The following is a 15,920-nucleotide window of genomic DNA, read 5'->3' on the forward strand; positions in this document are numbered from 1 at the left end:
GTTACCAGGTGACTTTCGCAGTCGTGAATTTCCCGACGACCACCACCCAGACCTTTTCGCCCGGGAACCCGAAGATGCACGGCAACTGGGTCCTGCCGGCATTCAGAGTGACTTGCCCATCTCGCCATGGTCCGCTCGAGTCGTGCGTACTCCAGCACTGCACCTGGTAGGTGCCCGCCGGTAGATCTTTCGTCGTCAGCTGGACGAAATAGCACAACTTGCCGCACTTCCCGGTCCCGTCAGTGAGCGGCTGGCCCTCAGCGGAGCCGCCCTTGGATACGGTGCCTGTCGGAGGCGGAGGCGGCGGCGGGTCGTTGGCCTGACCGCTCCACGAGGCCGTGCTCGTGCCGGCGGCGTTCGTGTAGCTCACGTTCAGCGTCGTCGACTGGCCGGGCTTCAGGCCGCTCACGACCTCGGAGTTGTCGCCGGCTTGACCGGGGGTCGCCGCGGTCAGCGGGCTGCCGTTCGCGTTGACGTTCCAGCGGAACCGCACGGCGTTGTTCTGCCGGTCCACGCCCTGCAGCGTGATGATCGGCTTGCCGAAGGGCACGGCCGCGTTCGAGGTGGCCTGGCCGCTTTGCGTGACTCCCTGCACCGAGGACGTCGCCCACACATTCACGGTGTACGAGGTTCCGTTGGTGAGGCCGCCGATGCTGCCACCGGAGGTGATCGTGCCCTGCGTTCCGGTCTGATTCACCTTGTAGTGGTAGGTGATCTCACCGGCCCGGTTGCCGTTGAGCGCCCCCGGGACGAAAGCGACCTTGACCGATCGGTCACCCGGTGTCAGGGTGACTCCCGTCGGCGCCCCTGGGGCAGTCGCACCGCGGCGCGGTGCGGAGTCCGCGCTGGCAGCGGAGTCGCCGGCCTTGTTGTGTGCGATGACGGCGAACACGTAGTCCGACTCGCTGGTCGCCACCTGCACGTTCTGCGAGGTGCCGGAGACGGGGATCTGCTTCGTGGTGCCGTTGTGCCTGACGAGCAGCGTGTATCCCGAGACGGCGTCGCCGTGGTCATCCGCGGGCGGTGCCCAGGACACGGTGATCTGCGCCTGGTCGCCGACCGGGGTCGCCGGCGAGGTCTGGGGGCGTCCGGGAGCATCCGGTTTTCCCGCCGGGATCATGCTGGCGGATTTGCCGCTCCACTCCGAGGGCTCCAGAGCGCGGTTGTACGCACGCACCTTCACCTGGTAGGCCTGGCTGTTCTTCAGCCCCTTCCACACCAGCGAGTTGCCTGCGACCTTGGTCTTCTGGTTCGGCCCGAACAACGGCGCAGGCGAGATCTCCAGGTCGTAGTCGAGCACCGGCGATCCGTTGGTGTGCGGTGTCACCCAGGTGACGGTCAGCTCCCCGTCTCCGAAGGCGAGGGTGGGAGGGGCCGGCGTGTCGGGCCTGGCATCCGGCCTCGCCTCTGCCGACAGCGGTGACGGATCCGACGTGCCCACCCCGTTCACGGCGAGCACCTGGAACCTGTAGGTGACGTCGTTGGTCAGGCCGCCCAGGGTGCACGTGGTCGAGGCGCACGCCTTGGCGTAGCCGTCCTGCGATCGCACCTCGTAGCCGGTGATGGGCGAGCCGTTGTTCGCCGGCGGTGCCCACGACAGCACCACCGTGCGGTCCTGGACCGAGGTGACAGTGGGCGTGCCGGGAGCATCCGGCCTACCGCGAACCGTCAAAGTGATCTTCGCCTCGGCCTGGCGATCGGCGGCCTTGGTGGCGTCGGCGATCCGGTAGGTCACGATCAGCGTGCCATGGAAGTCGGGCGCCGGGGTCACCACGACCTTGTCGCCCTGCACCCTGGCCTCGTGCGCGCCCGCCGTGTCCACACGCGCCGAGAGCACCTCCAGCGGCCTCTCACCCTGGTAGGGGTTGAAGTCGTTGGCCAGCACGTTCACCGTGACGGCTGCACCGGCCGTGGCATTCGGCACGGCATCGTCGTTGGCCACCGGCAGCGGCCTCTGCGAGGCGACCGCGGTGATCGTGATCACGCCGGTTCCAGGCTCGCTGGACTGGTCGTCGGCTTTGATCGTCACCTGCTCCGATGAACCCGGCTCCACATCGGCATCGGCCTTGATGGAGAGGGTGTCGCCCGAGATGCTCGCCGAGTAGCCCGCCGGCACCGCGCCTTCGACCGAATAGCGGATGCGCTTCAGATCGCCCTCATCGGGGTCACGTGTCAGCTTCAGCAGATTGACCGTGACGGCGCCCTCGCCCGGAGCGACCTCGACGCTCGCACTGCGCACCAGCGGCGACTGGTTCACGGCCGGCAGCACAGTGATCGGAATCGACACGTAGGCCGTGCGCGCCTCAGGGTCGTCCGGCCCCGTGCCGTCTGTGATCTGGGCCCCGATGGAATCCGGGCCGTAGTATCCCTCGGCCGACGTGTACTCGAAGACATCGGCCGACTTCAACGGTGGGGCACCATCCGAGTGCGCAGTGCGGATGGAATCGGCCAGGGCCACCCGCGGGCTGCGCCCTTCCCGCACCAGCACGTGATCTGCCAGCCGGATCTGCACGGTCTCGCCGCTGGTGACCACCACGGGATCCGCCGACTTCAGCGTCGGCAGCATCCGATCGATGCCTGGCACGAAGATGAACGCCTGCCCGACGCCGCCGTCCGCATCCGTGACGGAATAGCGCACGATCTGCGGGGATGCCTCGACCGGGATCTCGACGACTCCGCCGGCGCGTACGCTGGCAGCCGCGTCGAACACCTGCACGTCCAGTGCCTCGACGGTACCGTCCGGATCCTCGTCGTTCTCCAGCACGGAGACCTTCACCATGCTGCCGGTCAACGACGCCAGCTGCACCCTGTCGTCACGGGCGACGGGCGCCAGCAGCAGAGCGTCCTCATCGACGACGACGAGCAGCACGCCCTGCGCGGTGGCACCGAACGTGTCGGAGATCGTGTATGTGATCGTCCACTCGCCCTCTTCACGCGGGGCTGTGAAGGACACCCGGCCCCCGATGACCGACGCCGAGATCCCTTCGGGAACAGTCAGCCCATCGGTGACGATGGCGATGTCATCGCCATCCGGATCGGTGTCGTTCACGGTGACCGGCACCGCGACCTCACGTCCAGGCCGCACCCGCAGCACGTCCTTGACCGCATAAGGCGCCTGGTTGTCGACCCCGGGTGGAGCGATCCCCACGGTCACCGTGTTCGTCGCCGTGGCGCCCAGGCGATCTCGCACCACATACGTGAACGTGTCGCGGCCAGCTGCATCATCGTAGGCGCGGTACGTCAGCCAACTGTCTCCGACCTCGACCGTGCCGAGCGTCGGATTGGATCCGAGGCCGATGATCTCGACCGAATCGCCGTCCGGATCGATCCCCTCCAGCGGAACGGGGATCCGCACAGTGCTTCCGGAGATCACCCGCGAGATGACCGGCTTGGGACGCGGCGCGGAGTTGGCTGCGGCATCCTCCGGCAACACCTGCACCTTCACGTACCCGGCGTCCTTGTTCCCCTGCGAGTCGGAGACCTCGTACGTGACGTATGCCATACCGGGTTCCGAGCCCGCCTGCAGACGGATGCGGTCGCCGTCGACGAACACGATGCCATCGCCGACGTTCTCTTCCACCAGCTTCGGCTCCAGCGTGATCACGTCGTTGTCAGGGTGATAGTCGTTCTCCAGCACCGACACCGTGACCACGTCGCCCACCCGGACGGTCGCCGTGTCATCCACGGCCACCGGCGGACGAAGGCTGTCCGTCAACGGCACCGGCACGACCACGACCTGACCGATCGCGGATCGCGAGCCGTTGGAGACCGTGTAGTCGAGCACGACCGGCGAGCTGAGGCCGGCGACGTCGGCGATGCGAAGGATGCTGTGATCGAGGACTTCGATCGAGATGCCCGAGCCGGCCTGGACTCGAGCGCTCTGCACCACGAGGATTCCACCGGAGGGATCCTCATCGTTGGCGAGCACGTCCACGAGCACCGATCTACCGGTGGGCAGCAATGCGGTGTCTCGCGCCGCGATCGGGGCCGCACCGCCTTCTTCGTCCGGCACCACGTCCACCCGCACGATTCCGACGGCTGATCGCGGGCCGGCGGTGACCATGTACTGCACGTAGTACACGCCTGCGGACTTCGCCTCGAATTCGAAGGAGTCCGTGGTCACGTCGAGCGCAACGCGCACTCCCGCAGTCTGATCGACGCGTGTCAGTCTCAGCGACTCGCCCGACGGGCTGACGTCGTTGCCCAGTGGCCGCACGAGAAGCGGACGACCGGCGGTGGCCGACACGCGATCGGCGTTGGCCACCGGATTCAGGCTGCCCTTCGCCCGTACATCGACGCGGAGGACGCCATCCGCCGTCTTCCGTCCGTCGGAGACCGTGAGGGTCACCTCTTTGATGCCCAGCACCCTGCTCGCAGCGTTGTACTCGATGACGCCATTGGGCCGATACGAGATCACGTCCCCGCCGTCGACACGCGCGCCCGACAGGAAGATGTCGTCGCCATCGGGATCCTGCCAGCCCTCGAGTGCCGGATAGGTGACAGTCGATCCTGCCTCCACTTGCAGCGTGCGAGGGCGGTCCTGCTTCGGTGGATCGTTGTCGTCGCTTGCGCGCACGGTGAGCTTCACCGTCGCCTCGGCAGTACCCGACCGTCCGTCGTCGACCTGGTACCGGAAAGTCTGCGTCCCCTGAGCGTTCGCGGGTATCGAGACCTGCAGGCCTGCGCCCCCGAGCACGGGCGAGATGTCGAATCCAGCCGGTGCCGCACCCTTCAGAGAAGCCGCCAGCAGGTCGCCGTCGGGGTCGGAGTCGTTCTCGGTGACGCGGAGGATGGTCGTGCGTCCCGGACGGATGCCATAGCTGTCATCCACGGCCACCGGCGGATGATTCTCTGCGCTGCGCTCCGGTATGTCGAACTGCGGCCGCTCGTCCTCGCTCTCCTGCTCGTCCTGATCATCCGAGGTCTGGGGCAGAACGTCCTTCCAGTTGTCGACCCGCTCCGCCTTCTCGTTCACCACCCAGACGGTGCCGCTTCGGGTGTCATTGACGACGACCACGCGACGGTTGACCCGCAACACGGGCGTCGCATCGCCGGAGAGCTCGATCCGCACCTCTGCATCGGCAGCGCCGTCGTCGCAGTCGCGCACATAACGGCCGTCATCCCAGATGGCGTATGCGCAACCGTTCAACCACACCGGCGCACTCGGCGCCGCTCCAGGAACATCCGCGACCTTCTGCGCCGTCCCTCCGTCCAGGGGCTGCCGGATCAGGCCGGTCTTCGATGCGAGATAGACGGCGTCGTTCTGTGCCGAACTCTGCTGGAGCTCGGCACCCTTCGCACCCTCGACGTCGATACGTATTCCACCGTCGGCATACAGCACGCCGGCAGTGCTGTCGAAGACGACAGCACGATCCCCGATCGTCGCCACCTGCAACTCCGCCTCGTCTGAGAGCTCCTTCAGCGAGGTCGTCCGCACGTCGTCCCCATGCGCATCGGCGGTGATCAGCGTCTTCTCCGTGGCGGATGCTGCGACGACCCGGCTGCCATCGAAGGAGACCGCCACCACCGCATCGGTGCCGACTTCCGCGAGGGCACCGTCCTTGTCGAAGCTTGCGCCGATCAGTCCGTCGAAATCCACCGCGTGCAGCAGTCCCCCGCCGGCGACGGCGATCGTGTCGGCTCCGAGCGCGATGCTGCTGCGCTCAGGCAGAGCCTGCTCGCCGATCAGCGTCGCCGTCGCCGGATCGACGGGCGATGCTGTGCCGCCAGCGCGGTCGAGCACCAGGACGTGCTCACCGTCCTGAAGCACATCGAAGTCCGCGAAGGTCGTGCGCACTGCCGCGTCGAGCAGACGCGATGGATGATTGAGGTGACCGACCAGCAGATCATCACTGTTGGTGACCCATACACCACCATCGTCGAGGTCGAGATCCGCCGTGGGCACTCCTGGGTAGACCAGAGCCAGAGTGGTGATCGCCACCGCCGCAGCAGTGAGTGCTGCCGCTGACGACGTCGTCGCACGATGGCGCCATAACGACGCGAGCACTCCCCTCATCGCGAGACCCTCCCCTTCGACGCCACCAGGGCACAGCGTCACTCCATCACGGTGCTCCCCATCCGGCGATGGGGAATATCCCACAGAGATGGGGAATATCACCCATCGCCAGAGCACACGCCTGCGCGGATCGGGATTCCACACAGGCTTCGGTTCCCTCAGGAAACCAGCAATCCCGCGGTTTTCTCGTTCGAAACCATCCGAACCGGAAATCTCGGAAAAATCGTCCGCACCCGTCACAGTCCGACAGACCGGGTGGACGCCTCGATCCGCCGGTGGTATCCATGAGTCACACCGTTGCTGGGGACAGACCACAGGCCGAAAAGGGCTCAGGGCATGGCCCTCATACCCATACCTGACGCGCCCGAGGTTCATTCCCGATGACTGATGACGTACCCGATCTCGATGGCTCCGAAGCATCCGCCCTCGAAGACTCTGTCACCGACTTCGCCGCTGATCTGCGTGCGCTGCGTTTGAACGCCGACAGCCCCACGCTGTCGCGACTGCAGAACGAGACCGGTGTGTCCAAGAGCGTGCTCTCCAGTGCTCTGGGCGGCAAACAACTTCCATCAGCCCGGACGGTGAACCGCCTGGTCAAGGCTCTGGGCGCCGACACAGCTCCCTGGGTGCAACGACGGGACGCACTGGCGACGACCGGGGTCGCATCCCTGAGCGCTGACTCCATCGAGCGACTCCGCCTCTCCCCGTCGACGCAGCACCTGGTCACTCCGTCCGTGGAGCCATCCTCACGACGCTCCTCCTCTCTGCGACCCGCATTGGCCCTCTCGCTCGCTTTCCTGCTCGGCATCGTTGTCGCCTCAGCCATCAGCTGGGGCGTGACGGCTGCAGCCGTGACACAGGCGCGCGACGACGGCGCCGCAGCCGCACGCCGGGCGCTCATGCAAGAGCCGATCAGCTCACACGCCCAGATCAACGTGAGCAACGGAGTAGATCCTGCGCTGAGTCCGTGCGTGAACGATGCGAAGGTCGCCACGGCATCCAATCGCACGAACAACACGAAGCTCGAGATCATCTGGTCCAACAAGTGCTACGCGGGCTGGGCCCGCATCACTCGTTACGACGAGAAGTTCTCCGGGAACTCGATGACCGTCTCGATCTATCCCGAGACGGCCGCGCAGGGACCCGATCGGCAGTCGGCGACGGAGCCGAACGTGCAGAGCGCATACACGACCCTGGTCGTCCGCCCCACCCCGAGACCCGGCTCTGTGCTGTCGGCAGCATCACGCTGGCCGGTGAGAGCATCGATCTCGGCGAGCCCCTCTGCACCTGACCCACAGCTGACACCAGCGCGACGGGGTCAGTCCTCTCCTCTCCGCCGAGACCCCTCAGCAGCGCCGACACCCCTCCTGAGATGCGCTGCTCAGGAGGGGTGTCGGCGACCAGGAGGGGTCTCGGCGGGAGGATCAGGCGCGCTTGCGCTGGGCGCGCAGCGCCTTCTCGGAGACGGGCGCCTCGCCGGATGCCTCCAGCGCCGCGTAGTGCGCGCGGGCCTCATCCTGGCGCTGCTGCTCGATGCCGCTGGCGATGGGGGCGCGCACGTGCTCGGGCTCGTACCCGAAGGCGCCGACCAGGTCGAGGGCGTGCGGACGAAGCCGCAGGCAGAGCCGGTCGATGTAGCTCGACACCGCGGCGGCGCGCTGGGTCGACAGCCGCCCGTTGATCAGGTGCCAGGCCAGGTGCTTCTCGACCAGGGTCAGCCCGAACAGGTCGCGCAGCCAGGTGAGCACCGTGCGCGTCGACTCGTCCTCCATCGCGTTGACCGCATCCGTGAACGCCTCCCACTGCAGCAGCTCACCGTGCGCGCGGGCGGCCTCGATCAGCTCGGCCTGGTTCTCGTTGAACAGCTTCTCGCCGAGCACCTTGTCCTTGCCGGCCGGGCGCAGCCGCCCGGCGATGTCGGCGACCATCTGCTGCACGCGCTCGGTGAGCAGCTCGTGCTGCTGCTCCTCGCGCAGCCCCAGCTCGACCGAGCGGGCGGTGGATCCCAGATCCGCAACGGCCTGCCCCAGAGCGCGCAGACCCGCCCCGTGGAACACCTTGCCGGCCGTCTGCCCGACGGCGTACTTGGCGAGCGCCGCGGCATCCTTGCCCTTGAACTGCGCGGCGAAGTCGGTGAGCAGCCGCTTGCCGACCAACTGCAGCAGCACGTTGTTGTCGCCCTCGAAGGTGACGTAGACGTCCAGATCGGCACGCAGCCCGACCAGCCGGTTCTCGAACATGAAGCCCGCGCCGCCGCACGCCTCGCGCGCCTCCTGCAGGGTGTCGAGGGCATGCCAGGTCGACAGCGGCTTGAGTGCGGCCGCGAGCGTCTCGAGGTCCTCGCGGTCCTCGGGGGTGTCTGTGCGGCCCGAGAAGACGCCGTCGAACTTCTGCAGGAACTCGTCGTGCGCGAAGATCTGCGCATAGGTGGTGGCCAGTCGCGGCAGCAGGCGCCGCTGGTGCTTGCCGTAGTCCAGCAGCACGGTCTCCTCGCCGTCGGCGCCGTCGAACTGCCGGCGCTGCGACCCGTAGGTGATCGCGATGTGCAGGCCCAGAGCGGATGCCCAGGATGCGGCGCCGTCGAGGGAGACGCGCCCCTGCACGAGCGTGCCCAGCATGGTGAAGAAGCGCCGGCCGGGGCTCTCGATCTTGCTGGAGTAGGTGCCGTCGACGGCGACGTCACCGTAGCGGTTGAGCAGGTTCGTGCGCGGGATGCGCACGTGGTCGAAGCTGAGTCGGCCGTTGTCGATGCCGTTCAGCCCGCCCTTGAGCCCGTCGTCCTCCCGTCCGATGCCGGGCAGGTCATTGCCGTCCTCGTCGCGCAGCGGCACATAGAAGCAGTGCACGCCGTGGTTCACACCGTTCGTGATCAGCTGAGCGAACACCGTCGCGGCGATGCCGTGCAGCGCGGCGTTGCCGAGGAACTCCTTCGTCGCCGCGCGGAACGGCGTGTTGATGACGAACTCCTCGGCATCCGGGTCGTACGTCGCGGTGGTTCCGACGGCGGCGACGTCGGAACCGTGACCGATCTCGGTCATGGCGAAGGCCCCGGGGATGGAGAGGTCCATGATTCCGGGCAGCCACTTCCGGTGGTGCTCCTCGGTGCCCAGCTGCAGCACCGCGCCGCCGAACAGCCCCCACTGCACGCCCGATTTAATCTGCAGACTCGGGTCGGCGGCGACGAGCTCCTCGAAGCCGGCGATGTTCCCGCCGTTGTCCTCGTCGCCGCCGAAGCTCTTCGGGAACGCCCGATGCACGGCGCTGTTCTCCACCAGCAGGTGCAGCTGGGTGAGCACGCGCTCACGGTGCTCGTCCTTGCCCAGGCTGTCGTCGCGCCAGAACGCGGGATCCTTGATCATCTCGCGCGCCTCGCGGCGGGTGTGCGCCCAGGTGCCCAGCAACAGCTCGTTGACGCGGGCGACGTCGATGCGCGCGCCGTCGGCGAGCGCGGTGTCGGCGGTGGGGCGGATGGCTGCGTCGACCATGACGGTTCCTCTCGGCAGGGAGCGGGGATGCCTCAATGGTAGGTCTGCGACAACAGCGGGTGAACTCGACTGTGGATCATTCACAAATTACGCGCGCCGCGGCGTCCGCCTGCGTTGTGGCCAGTCCACAGCATCCGGATGCCGACGCTCAGCCGATCCCCCATCGCCGGCCGGCACCGGGCGCCCGGCATCACCGGACGCCCCGTGCATCACCAGGCGGTCTGGATGGTGCCGTTGCCCTCGATGACCTCGCGCACCTGATCGCTCGTGAACGCCTTCTTCAGCGCGGCCGTCGCGGCACTGTCGGCATCCTTCTGCTGCACGACGAGGTTGAGGGCGAAGCGATCGTCGAGCTCGGTGATCAGGCCGTCCTTCTGCGGCGTCAGCCCCAGCGCGATGATGTGCGAGGGCCACTGGAAGACCAGGTCGGCCTCCTCGTAGGCGGCGTTCAGCGAGGCGATCGGCACCTGCAGGAACTCGACGTGCTTGGGGTTGTCGACGACATCCTTCACCGTCGCGTCGTAGGGGTCGACCGCAGGGTCCAGTGCGATCACATCGTGCGCGGCGAGCAGCTTGAGCGCCCGTCCGGTGTTCGACGGGTCGTCGGGGATCGCGACGGTCGCGCCGTCGGGCAGGTCGGCGATGTCGTCCAGCGTCTTGGAGTAGAACGCGATCAGGAAGTTGTACACCGGCTGCACACCGACGAGCGTGCCGTCGTTGCCCTCGTTGAAGGTCTCCATATAAGGGATGTGCTGCGAGAAGTTCGCATACACGTCGCCGGAGTTCAGGATCGTGTTGGCGGTGATGTAGTCGCCCACCTCGACCAGCTCCACCTCATAGTCACCCTCGATGGCCTCACCGGCGGCCTTCACGACATCCGTCATCGGCGCCTGCACGGCGGCGACCTTGAGCGTCTGGGGTGCGGGCACGGCATCCGAGCTGTCGGTGTCCGGTGCACTGCACCCTGCCAGCAGGACGGATGCTCCGATGGCGGCGATGATGCCGAGGCGACGAGCGCGCATGATTCCTTCTCTCTGTGTAGATGGCGTGTTCAACGATGATCCAGTCGCACGGACGTGCGGTGGCCGACGGCCTGGATGGCCAGCACGCACACGATGATGATGACGATGACGAGGTACATCAGGTTGTCGTTGTAGACCTGGTAGCCATAGCGCATCGCGAAGTCTCCGATGCCGCCGCCGCCCACCACGCCCAGCACGGTGGAGTACGACAGCAGGCTGATCGCGGCAGAGGTCAGCGCGTAGACCAGCCCCGAGCGCGCCTCGGGCAGCAGCATTCGGAACACCGCCTGCGGAACCGTCGCGCCCAGTGCCCGCGCGACCAGCGGGATGCCGGGCTGGATCTCGCGCAGGATCTGCTCGGTGAGCCGCGCATAGATCGCCACCGCGACGAAGCACAGGGGAAGGTGGCCGCAGGCGTGCCGAAGCTGGTGCCGATCACCGCGCGGGTGAACGGGATGAAGAAGACCACCAGCAGCAGGAACGGGAAGGAGCGGACGACGTTGATGTACAGGTCGGCGATCAGGTTGACCACCCGGTTCTCGGCGATGCCGCCGCGCTGGGTGAGGTACACGGTCATGCCCAGGGGCAGGCCGATGAGCACCGCCGCGAGCAGAGACACCAGCATCATGTAGCCGGTCTCGGCCATCGACTTCACGATGTCGGGGCCGTACTCGGCGAGCAGGTCAGTGAGCCACGTCATGACATCAGCTCCCGCTTGACCTGCTCGTAATAAGTCGGCAGAGTGCGATCGGCGGCCGTGCGCACGATCGGGAACACCTCGCGCAGCCGCCCCTTCTCCAGCAGCGCGGCACGGTCGCAGAGCACCTTGACCACGTCGAGGTCGTGCGTGATGACGATCACCGTGGTGCCGAGTTTCTCTCGGGCGTCCGCCAGCACCCGCAGCACGTCACCGGTGGTGGAGGCGTCCAGCGACGAGGTGGGCTCGTCGCACAGCAACAAGGGCGGTCGGGTGACCAACGCGCGGGCCAGGCCGACCCGCTGCCGTTCGCCGCCGCTGAGCTGGGCCGGGAAGTGGTCGGCTCGGTGTGCGAGGCCGACGAATCCCAGCATCCGCTCGACCTCCTCGCGCTGCTGCTGCCGGGTCAGCGCGCCCTCGCCGGCGCGGCCGGCGAGGCGCAGCGGAAGACGGATGTTCTCGCGCACGGTGCTGTTGCTGAGCAGATGCACCCCTGGAACACGGTTCCGATCCCCCGCCGCAGGGAGCGCATTCCGCGACGATCGAGGCCTGCGACGTCGATGCCGCCGACGGTCACGGTGCCTTCGGTGGGGAGGGTGAGTCCGTTCACGAGTTCGAGGAGCGTGGATTTGCCTGCGCCGCTCTCGCCCACGATTCCGAAGATCTCGCCGGTGCGGATGCTGAGGGTGACGTCGCTGAGGGCGGGTTCTTCACCGCGATCGGTGGAGAACTGCTTGGTGATGCCGCAGAACTCCACGATCGCGGGGGTATCCGTGGTCGCTGACGGCTCGACGCTCGCGGCGGAGGCGGATGCCATGGCGTGGGTCTCTCGGGTTCGGCGGGCGTTTCGCGCAGGCCGACAGGGCCCGAGCAGCCCTTTCTGTACGTGATCCAAATTATAGTTGAGGTATGAGTGCCAGGTACCGGACGGAAGCGATCAACACCACCGGAGGCGACGGCACGAGTCGTGTGATCGGGGGCATGGAGGTTCCGGTCTCCTCACCGCTGGGCGCCGATTTCGACGCTGCGGCATCGAACCCCGAGCAGCTGCTGGCGCTGGCCTGGGTCACCTGTCTGAACGCGACCGCGCAGGCGATCGTGCGGCGCGAACGGCGCACCGCGGTACGTGTCGAGGTCGAGCTGCATGCATCCGATCCCGGCCCGGGATACGAGTTCCATGTCGACGCGCATCTCTCGGCCGAGGGCCTGTCGCTCGCCGAGACCTCCGAGCTGGTCACCGCCGCGCACTCCCGCTGCCCGGTGTCCAAGCTCATCGGTGGCGCCGCGACCGTGCATGTGCACGCCGAGGAGTACGCCGGCTGATTCGGTCGCGCGGTTGCGGCCGCGGTGGCCCCGGGGCAGCATCCGCTGCAGTTTTCGGCATCCGCGCCATCGTTCGTTGCAGCGGATGCCGAAAACTGGCGCGCGGATGGAAAACGCCGGCGAGAAACGGGCCGAACCCGCAAGATCCATCCGTCCCCCTGGCGCGCGGATGGAAAACGCTGGTGAAATGAACCCCGAACCAGCGAAAAGCATCCGCAGCGCTGCGGCGGGCGGCGCGCGGCGGAGCGGGGCGCGGCGTCAGTGGGCGGCGATGACCTCGAGCACGGCGGCGCCGTAGGCCTCGCGCTTCTTCTCACCGATGCCGCTGATGCCGCTGAGTGCGGCGACGGATGCCGGGCGATGCTCGGCCAGTGCGCGCAGCGTGGCGTCGCCGAAAACGATGTACGCCGGCTTGCCGATCTCACGCGCGGTCTCGGCGCGCCAGGCCCGCAGTGCCTCGAACAGCTCGCGATCGCCGTCTGCGACGCTGTCGGCGGCGGAGGTCTTCCGTGCGCGGGATGCGCTGACCCGCCCGATCGTGTCCTTGCGCAGCGGCACCGGCGTCTCGCCGCGCAGCACTCCCCGGCGGCATCGCCCGGAGCGAGGGTGCCGTACTCGCCCTGCGCGACGAGGATGCCACGGGCCAGCAGCTGCCGCACCACACTGCGCCAGTCCTGATCGGACAGGTCGGATCCGATGCCGTACGTGGCGATCTGCTCGTGGCCCATCTTGCGGATGCGATCGGTGGAGGCGCCGCGCAGGATGTCGATGAGGTGACCGGCACCGAAGGCCTGATTGCGTTCGCGCTTGAGGCGCACGATCGTCGACAGCAGCTTCTGCGCGGGCACCAGGCCGTCGAAGGTCTCAGGCGCTTCCAGGCAGGTGTCGCAGTTGCCGCACGTGCCCGAGTCCTGCCCGAAGTACCGCAGCAGGTTCTGGCGGCGGCAGGCCACCGTCTCGCACAGCGCGAGCATGGCATCCAGGTGCTGCCCCATGCGCATCTTGAACGTGCGATCGCCGGGGCTCTGGTCGATCAGGCGGCGCTGCTGCACGACATCGCCCAGACCGTACGCCATCCATGCCACGGCCGGTTCGCCGTCGCGGCCGGCGCGCCCGGTCTCCTGGTAATAGCCCTCCACCGATTTGGGCAGATCGATGTGCGCGACGAAACGCACGTCGGGCTTGTCGATGCCCATGCCGAACGCGATGGTCGCGACCATCACGACACCGTCCTCGCGCAGGAACCGCGACTGGTTCGCCGCGCGCACCTCGGCCGGCAGACCCGCATGGTACGGCAGCGCATCCAGCCCCTGCGCCGCGAGATACGTCGCGGTCTGCTCCACCGACTTGCGGCTCAGCGCGTAGACGATCCCTGCTGCCCCCTCGGGCTGAGCGCGGATGAACGCCACCAGCTGCCCGCGCGGATCGACCTTCGGCACGATGCGGTACTGGATGTTGGGCCGGTCGAAGCTGGCGACGAAGTGCTCGGCACGATCGAGGTTCAGCCGCTCGGTGAGCTCCTGATGCGTGGCGCGGGTGGCCGTCGCGGTGAGCGCCATGCGCGGAACGCCCGGGAACCGCTCGGCCAGATCGCCCAGCGCCAGGTAGTCGGGACGGAAGTCGTGACCCCACTGCGACACGCAGTGCGCTTCGTCGATCGCGATCACGCTGAGGCTGCCGCGCTGCAGCAGCTGCGTCGTCTGCGCCGAGGAGAGTCGCTCGGGCGCCACATAGATGAGGTCCAGCTCGCCGGCGAGATACGCCCGCTCCACCTCGCGGCGCTCATCGGGCGCCTGCGTGGAGTTGAGGTAGGCCGCGCGCACGCCGTTCGCGCGCAGCGCGTCGACCTGGTCGTGCATGAGCGCGATCAGCGGGCTGATGACGAGCCCGGTGCCCTCGCGCACGAGCGCGGGCACCTGATACGTGACCGACTTTCCGCCGCCGGTGGGCATCAGCACCACGGCATCCCCGCCGCCGATGACGTGCTCGATGATCGCCGCCTGATCGCCGCGGAACGCGTCGTAGCCGAACACCGTCCGCAGCGCCTCGATCGCGGTCGGGTAGCGCGACGGTGCGGGTCGCGCGGACGCCGGCCTCGACGCGGGAACGGATGCCGAGGCCTCCGGCGCCGCACCCCAGTCCAGTGCGGGCTCGTAGCCGTCCTCCGGCGGGATCCAGTCCAGCTCCCCGGGCGGCTCCTCGGACCACGGCTCATCCGGGTACGGCACGTCCTCGTACGGGTCGGATGGCATCGGCATCCCTCCAGCGTAGCCACCGCCACCGACCTCGGAGTCGGCTCTGCACCGGCCCGGACGCTCGCGGAACCGCGTAGGTTGGACGGAACCGAAGGAGGAGCAATGCCCGACATCACCGTCAGCCGCAACGATGAGACCTCGCGCTACGAGATCCATTTCGACGGCACGCTCGCCGGCTTTGCCGAGTTCGACCGGCGCCCGGGAGAGTTCCGGTTCACGCACACCGAGATCGACCATGCCTTCCAGGGGCGAGGACTTGCCCAGCAGCTCGCCGCCGAAGCGCTCGCGGATGCCGCGACGACCGGCGACACGATCGCGCCCTACTGCCCGTTCATCGCGAAGTACCTCGAGACGCATCCCCTCGAAGGCGTCGAGATCCGCCTGCCCAACCAGGGCTGAGCCTCCCGCGTCGAACGCACCGGCCCCGCGCCGTGGCCGATACGAATTGGGGGCCGACACGCCAGATGACGGACGTTTTACGCGAATCGGTCCTACATCTGGCGTGTCGGCCCCCGAAGTGCAACCCGATCGACGAAGGCCGCTGCGCCACTAGGCTGAACTGGTGCCGAAGAACCGTGTGATGTCGACCCGCGTGCTGCTGATCTGCGCCGCGGTCGGCGTGGCGACGGGGCTCGTCTCGGCGGGTGCCGGCTATCTCAGCATCCCGGTTTCGGCGGCCGCTCCGGTGCTCTACGGCCTGGTGCTCGGATCGCACGTGCTGCCCGGGATCGTCGCGCAGTCGCTGCTGCGCACCCCCGGCGTCGCACTCATCGCGCACGTGCTGGCCGCCCTCATCTCGAGCGCCTTCGCTCCGGCCTGGGTGCTGCGTTACATCGGCACGGCGCTGCTGATCGGCGTGGTGCAGGAGGGCATCACCGCCCTCGGCCGCTACCGCTACTGGGGCATGGGCCGGTTCCTGGTGTCGGCGGTGATCGTCGGCGTTCTTCTGGCCGTGCCGATCGGCTTCGCCGCCGACGTCGACAAGTTCGCGCCGTGGGCTTTCGTGCTCTATCTGGCGATGTTCATCGTGGGCCCGGTGGTGTGGACCTTCATCGGCGTGCGCGTGGGCGTCGCGTTGCGCCGGGCCGGCCTGGTCACTCGCGCCTGATCCGATCGGCGCAT

At 67.8% G+C, this 15,920-nt stretch carries 8 protein-coding genes and 3 pseudogenes; 4 read left to right on the plus strand and 7 right to left on the minus strand.

Translation table 11 applies throughout. The features are described 5' to 3' along the window. Position 1: 1 nt before the first annotated feature. Positions 2–5,941 carry an Ig-like domain-containing protein gene (locus QUE33_RS10780; RefSeq protein WP_286299901.1) on the minus strand — a complete coding sequence of 1,980 codons (5,940 nt, stop codon included), beginning with the start codon at positions 5,939–5,941 and terminating at the stop codon, positions 2–4. Positions 5,942–6,915: 974 nt separating this feature from the next. Between QUE33_RS10780 and QUE33_RS16190 the strand changes: the two are divergent. Beyond that, a pseudogene (locus tag QUE33_RS16190) lies at positions 6,916–7,173 on the plus strand (DUF2690 domain-containing protein); the annotation flags it as partial. A gap of 267 nt (positions 7,174–7,440) precedes the next feature. Here QUE33_RS16190 and QUE33_RS10785 read toward each other — a convergent pair. The 5 genes and pseudogenes from QUE33_RS10785 to QUE33_RS16195 all read right to left on the minus strand — a co-directional run bounded on the left by QUE33_RS10785 (position 7,441) and on the right by QUE33_RS16195 (position 12,037). Further along, positions 7,441–9,501 carry an acyl-CoA dehydrogenase family protein gene (locus QUE33_RS10785; RefSeq protein ID WP_286299902.1) on the minus strand — a complete coding sequence of 687 codons (2,061 nt, stop codon included), beginning with the start codon at positions 9,499–9,501 and terminating at the stop codon, positions 7,441–7,443. A 209-nt stretch (positions 9,502–9,710) separates the two neighbouring features. After that, positions 9,711–10,523, minus strand: a complete 813-nt coding sequence (locus tag QUE33_RS10790; protein ID WP_286299904.1) for a MetQ/NlpA family ABC transporter substrate-binding protein — start codon at positions 10,521–10,523, stop codon at positions 9,711–9,713. A 29-nt stretch (positions 10,524–10,552) separates the two neighbouring features. Beyond that, the gene (locus QUE33_RS10795; protein WP_286303145.1) at positions 10,553–10,873 is read right to left on the minus strand and encodes an ABC transporter permease subunit; all 321 of its coding nucleotides are present in this window, start codon (positions 10,871–10,873) and stop codon (positions 10,553–10,555) included. Next, on the minus strand, positions 10,756–11,223 hold the full coding sequence (locus QUE33_RS10800; RefSeq protein ID WP_286303202.1) for a hypothetical protein: 468 nt from the start codon (positions 11,221–11,223) through the stop codon (positions 10,756–10,758). Before QUE33_RS10800 ends, QUE33_RS10795 begins: the two co-directional genes overlap by 118 nt. Beyond that, positions 11,220–12,037 (minus strand): annotated as a pseudogene (locus QUE33_RS16195) (methionine ABC transporter ATP-binding protein). Before QUE33_RS16195 ends, QUE33_RS10800 begins: the two are co-directional and overlap by 4 nt. A gap of 92 nt (positions 12,038–12,129) precedes the next feature. Here QUE33_RS16195 and QUE33_RS10815 point away from each other — a divergent pair. After that, positions 12,130–12,543 carry an OsmC family protein gene (locus QUE33_RS10815; RefSeq protein ID WP_378761430.1) on the plus strand — a complete coding sequence of 138 codons (414 nt, stop codon included), beginning with the start codon at positions 12,130–12,132 and terminating at the stop codon, positions 12,541–12,543. Positions 12,544–12,801: 258 nt separating this feature from the next. Here the strand turns inward: QUE33_RS10815 and recQ are convergent. Next, positions 12,802–14,801: pseudogene (gene recQ / locus QUE33_RS10820) on the minus strand (DNA helicase RecQ). A gap of 99 nt (positions 14,802–14,900) precedes the next feature. On the opposite strand from recQ, the gene QUE33_RS10825 reads away from it, so the two are divergent. Together QUE33_RS10825 and QUE33_RS10830 are read left to right on the plus strand one after the other, a co-directional pair. Then, positions 14,901–15,197 carry a GNAT family N-acetyltransferase gene (locus tag QUE33_RS10825; protein WP_286299911.1) on the plus strand — a complete coding sequence of 99 codons (297 nt, stop codon included), beginning with the start codon at positions 14,901–14,903 and terminating at the stop codon, positions 15,195–15,197. Positions 15,198–15,360: 163 nt separating this feature from the next. After that, positions 15,361–15,906 (plus strand): ECF transporter S component, encoded by a 546-nt coding sequence (locus QUE33_RS10830; RefSeq protein WP_286299913.1) that lies wholly within the window; start codon positions 15,361–15,363, stop codon positions 15,904–15,906. Positions 15,907–15,920: the final 14 nt, after the last annotated feature.

This window comes from Microbacterium suwonense (assembly GCF_030296555.1).
In the GTDB taxonomy this organism is placed as follows: domain Bacteria; phylum Actinomycetota; class Actinomycetes; order Actinomycetales; family Microbacteriaceae; genus Microbacterium; species Microbacterium suwonense.

Excerpts from the sequence above, each read along its gene's own strand:
- QUE33_RS10785 (WP_286299902.1), bottom strand. The coding sequence starts at position 9,501 with ATGGTCGACGCAGCCATCCGCCCCACCGCCGACACCGCGCTCGCCGAC.
- QUE33_RS10790 (WP_286299904.1), bottom strand. The coding sequence starts at position 10,523 with ATGCGCGCTCGTCGCCTCGGCATCATCGCCGCCATCGGAGCATCCGTC.
- QUE33_RS10800 (WP_286303202.1), bottom strand. The coding sequence starts at position 11,223 with ATGACGTGGCTCACTGACCTGCTCGCCGAGTACGGCCCCGACATCGTG.
- QUE33_RS10815 (WP_378761430.1), top strand. The coding sequence starts at position 12,130 with ATGAGTGCCAGGTACCGGACGGAAGCGATCAACACCACCGGAGGCGAC.
- QUE33_RS10825 (WP_286299911.1), top strand. The coding sequence starts at position 14,901 with ATGCCCGACATCACCGTCAGCCGCAACGATGAGACCTCGCGCTACGAG.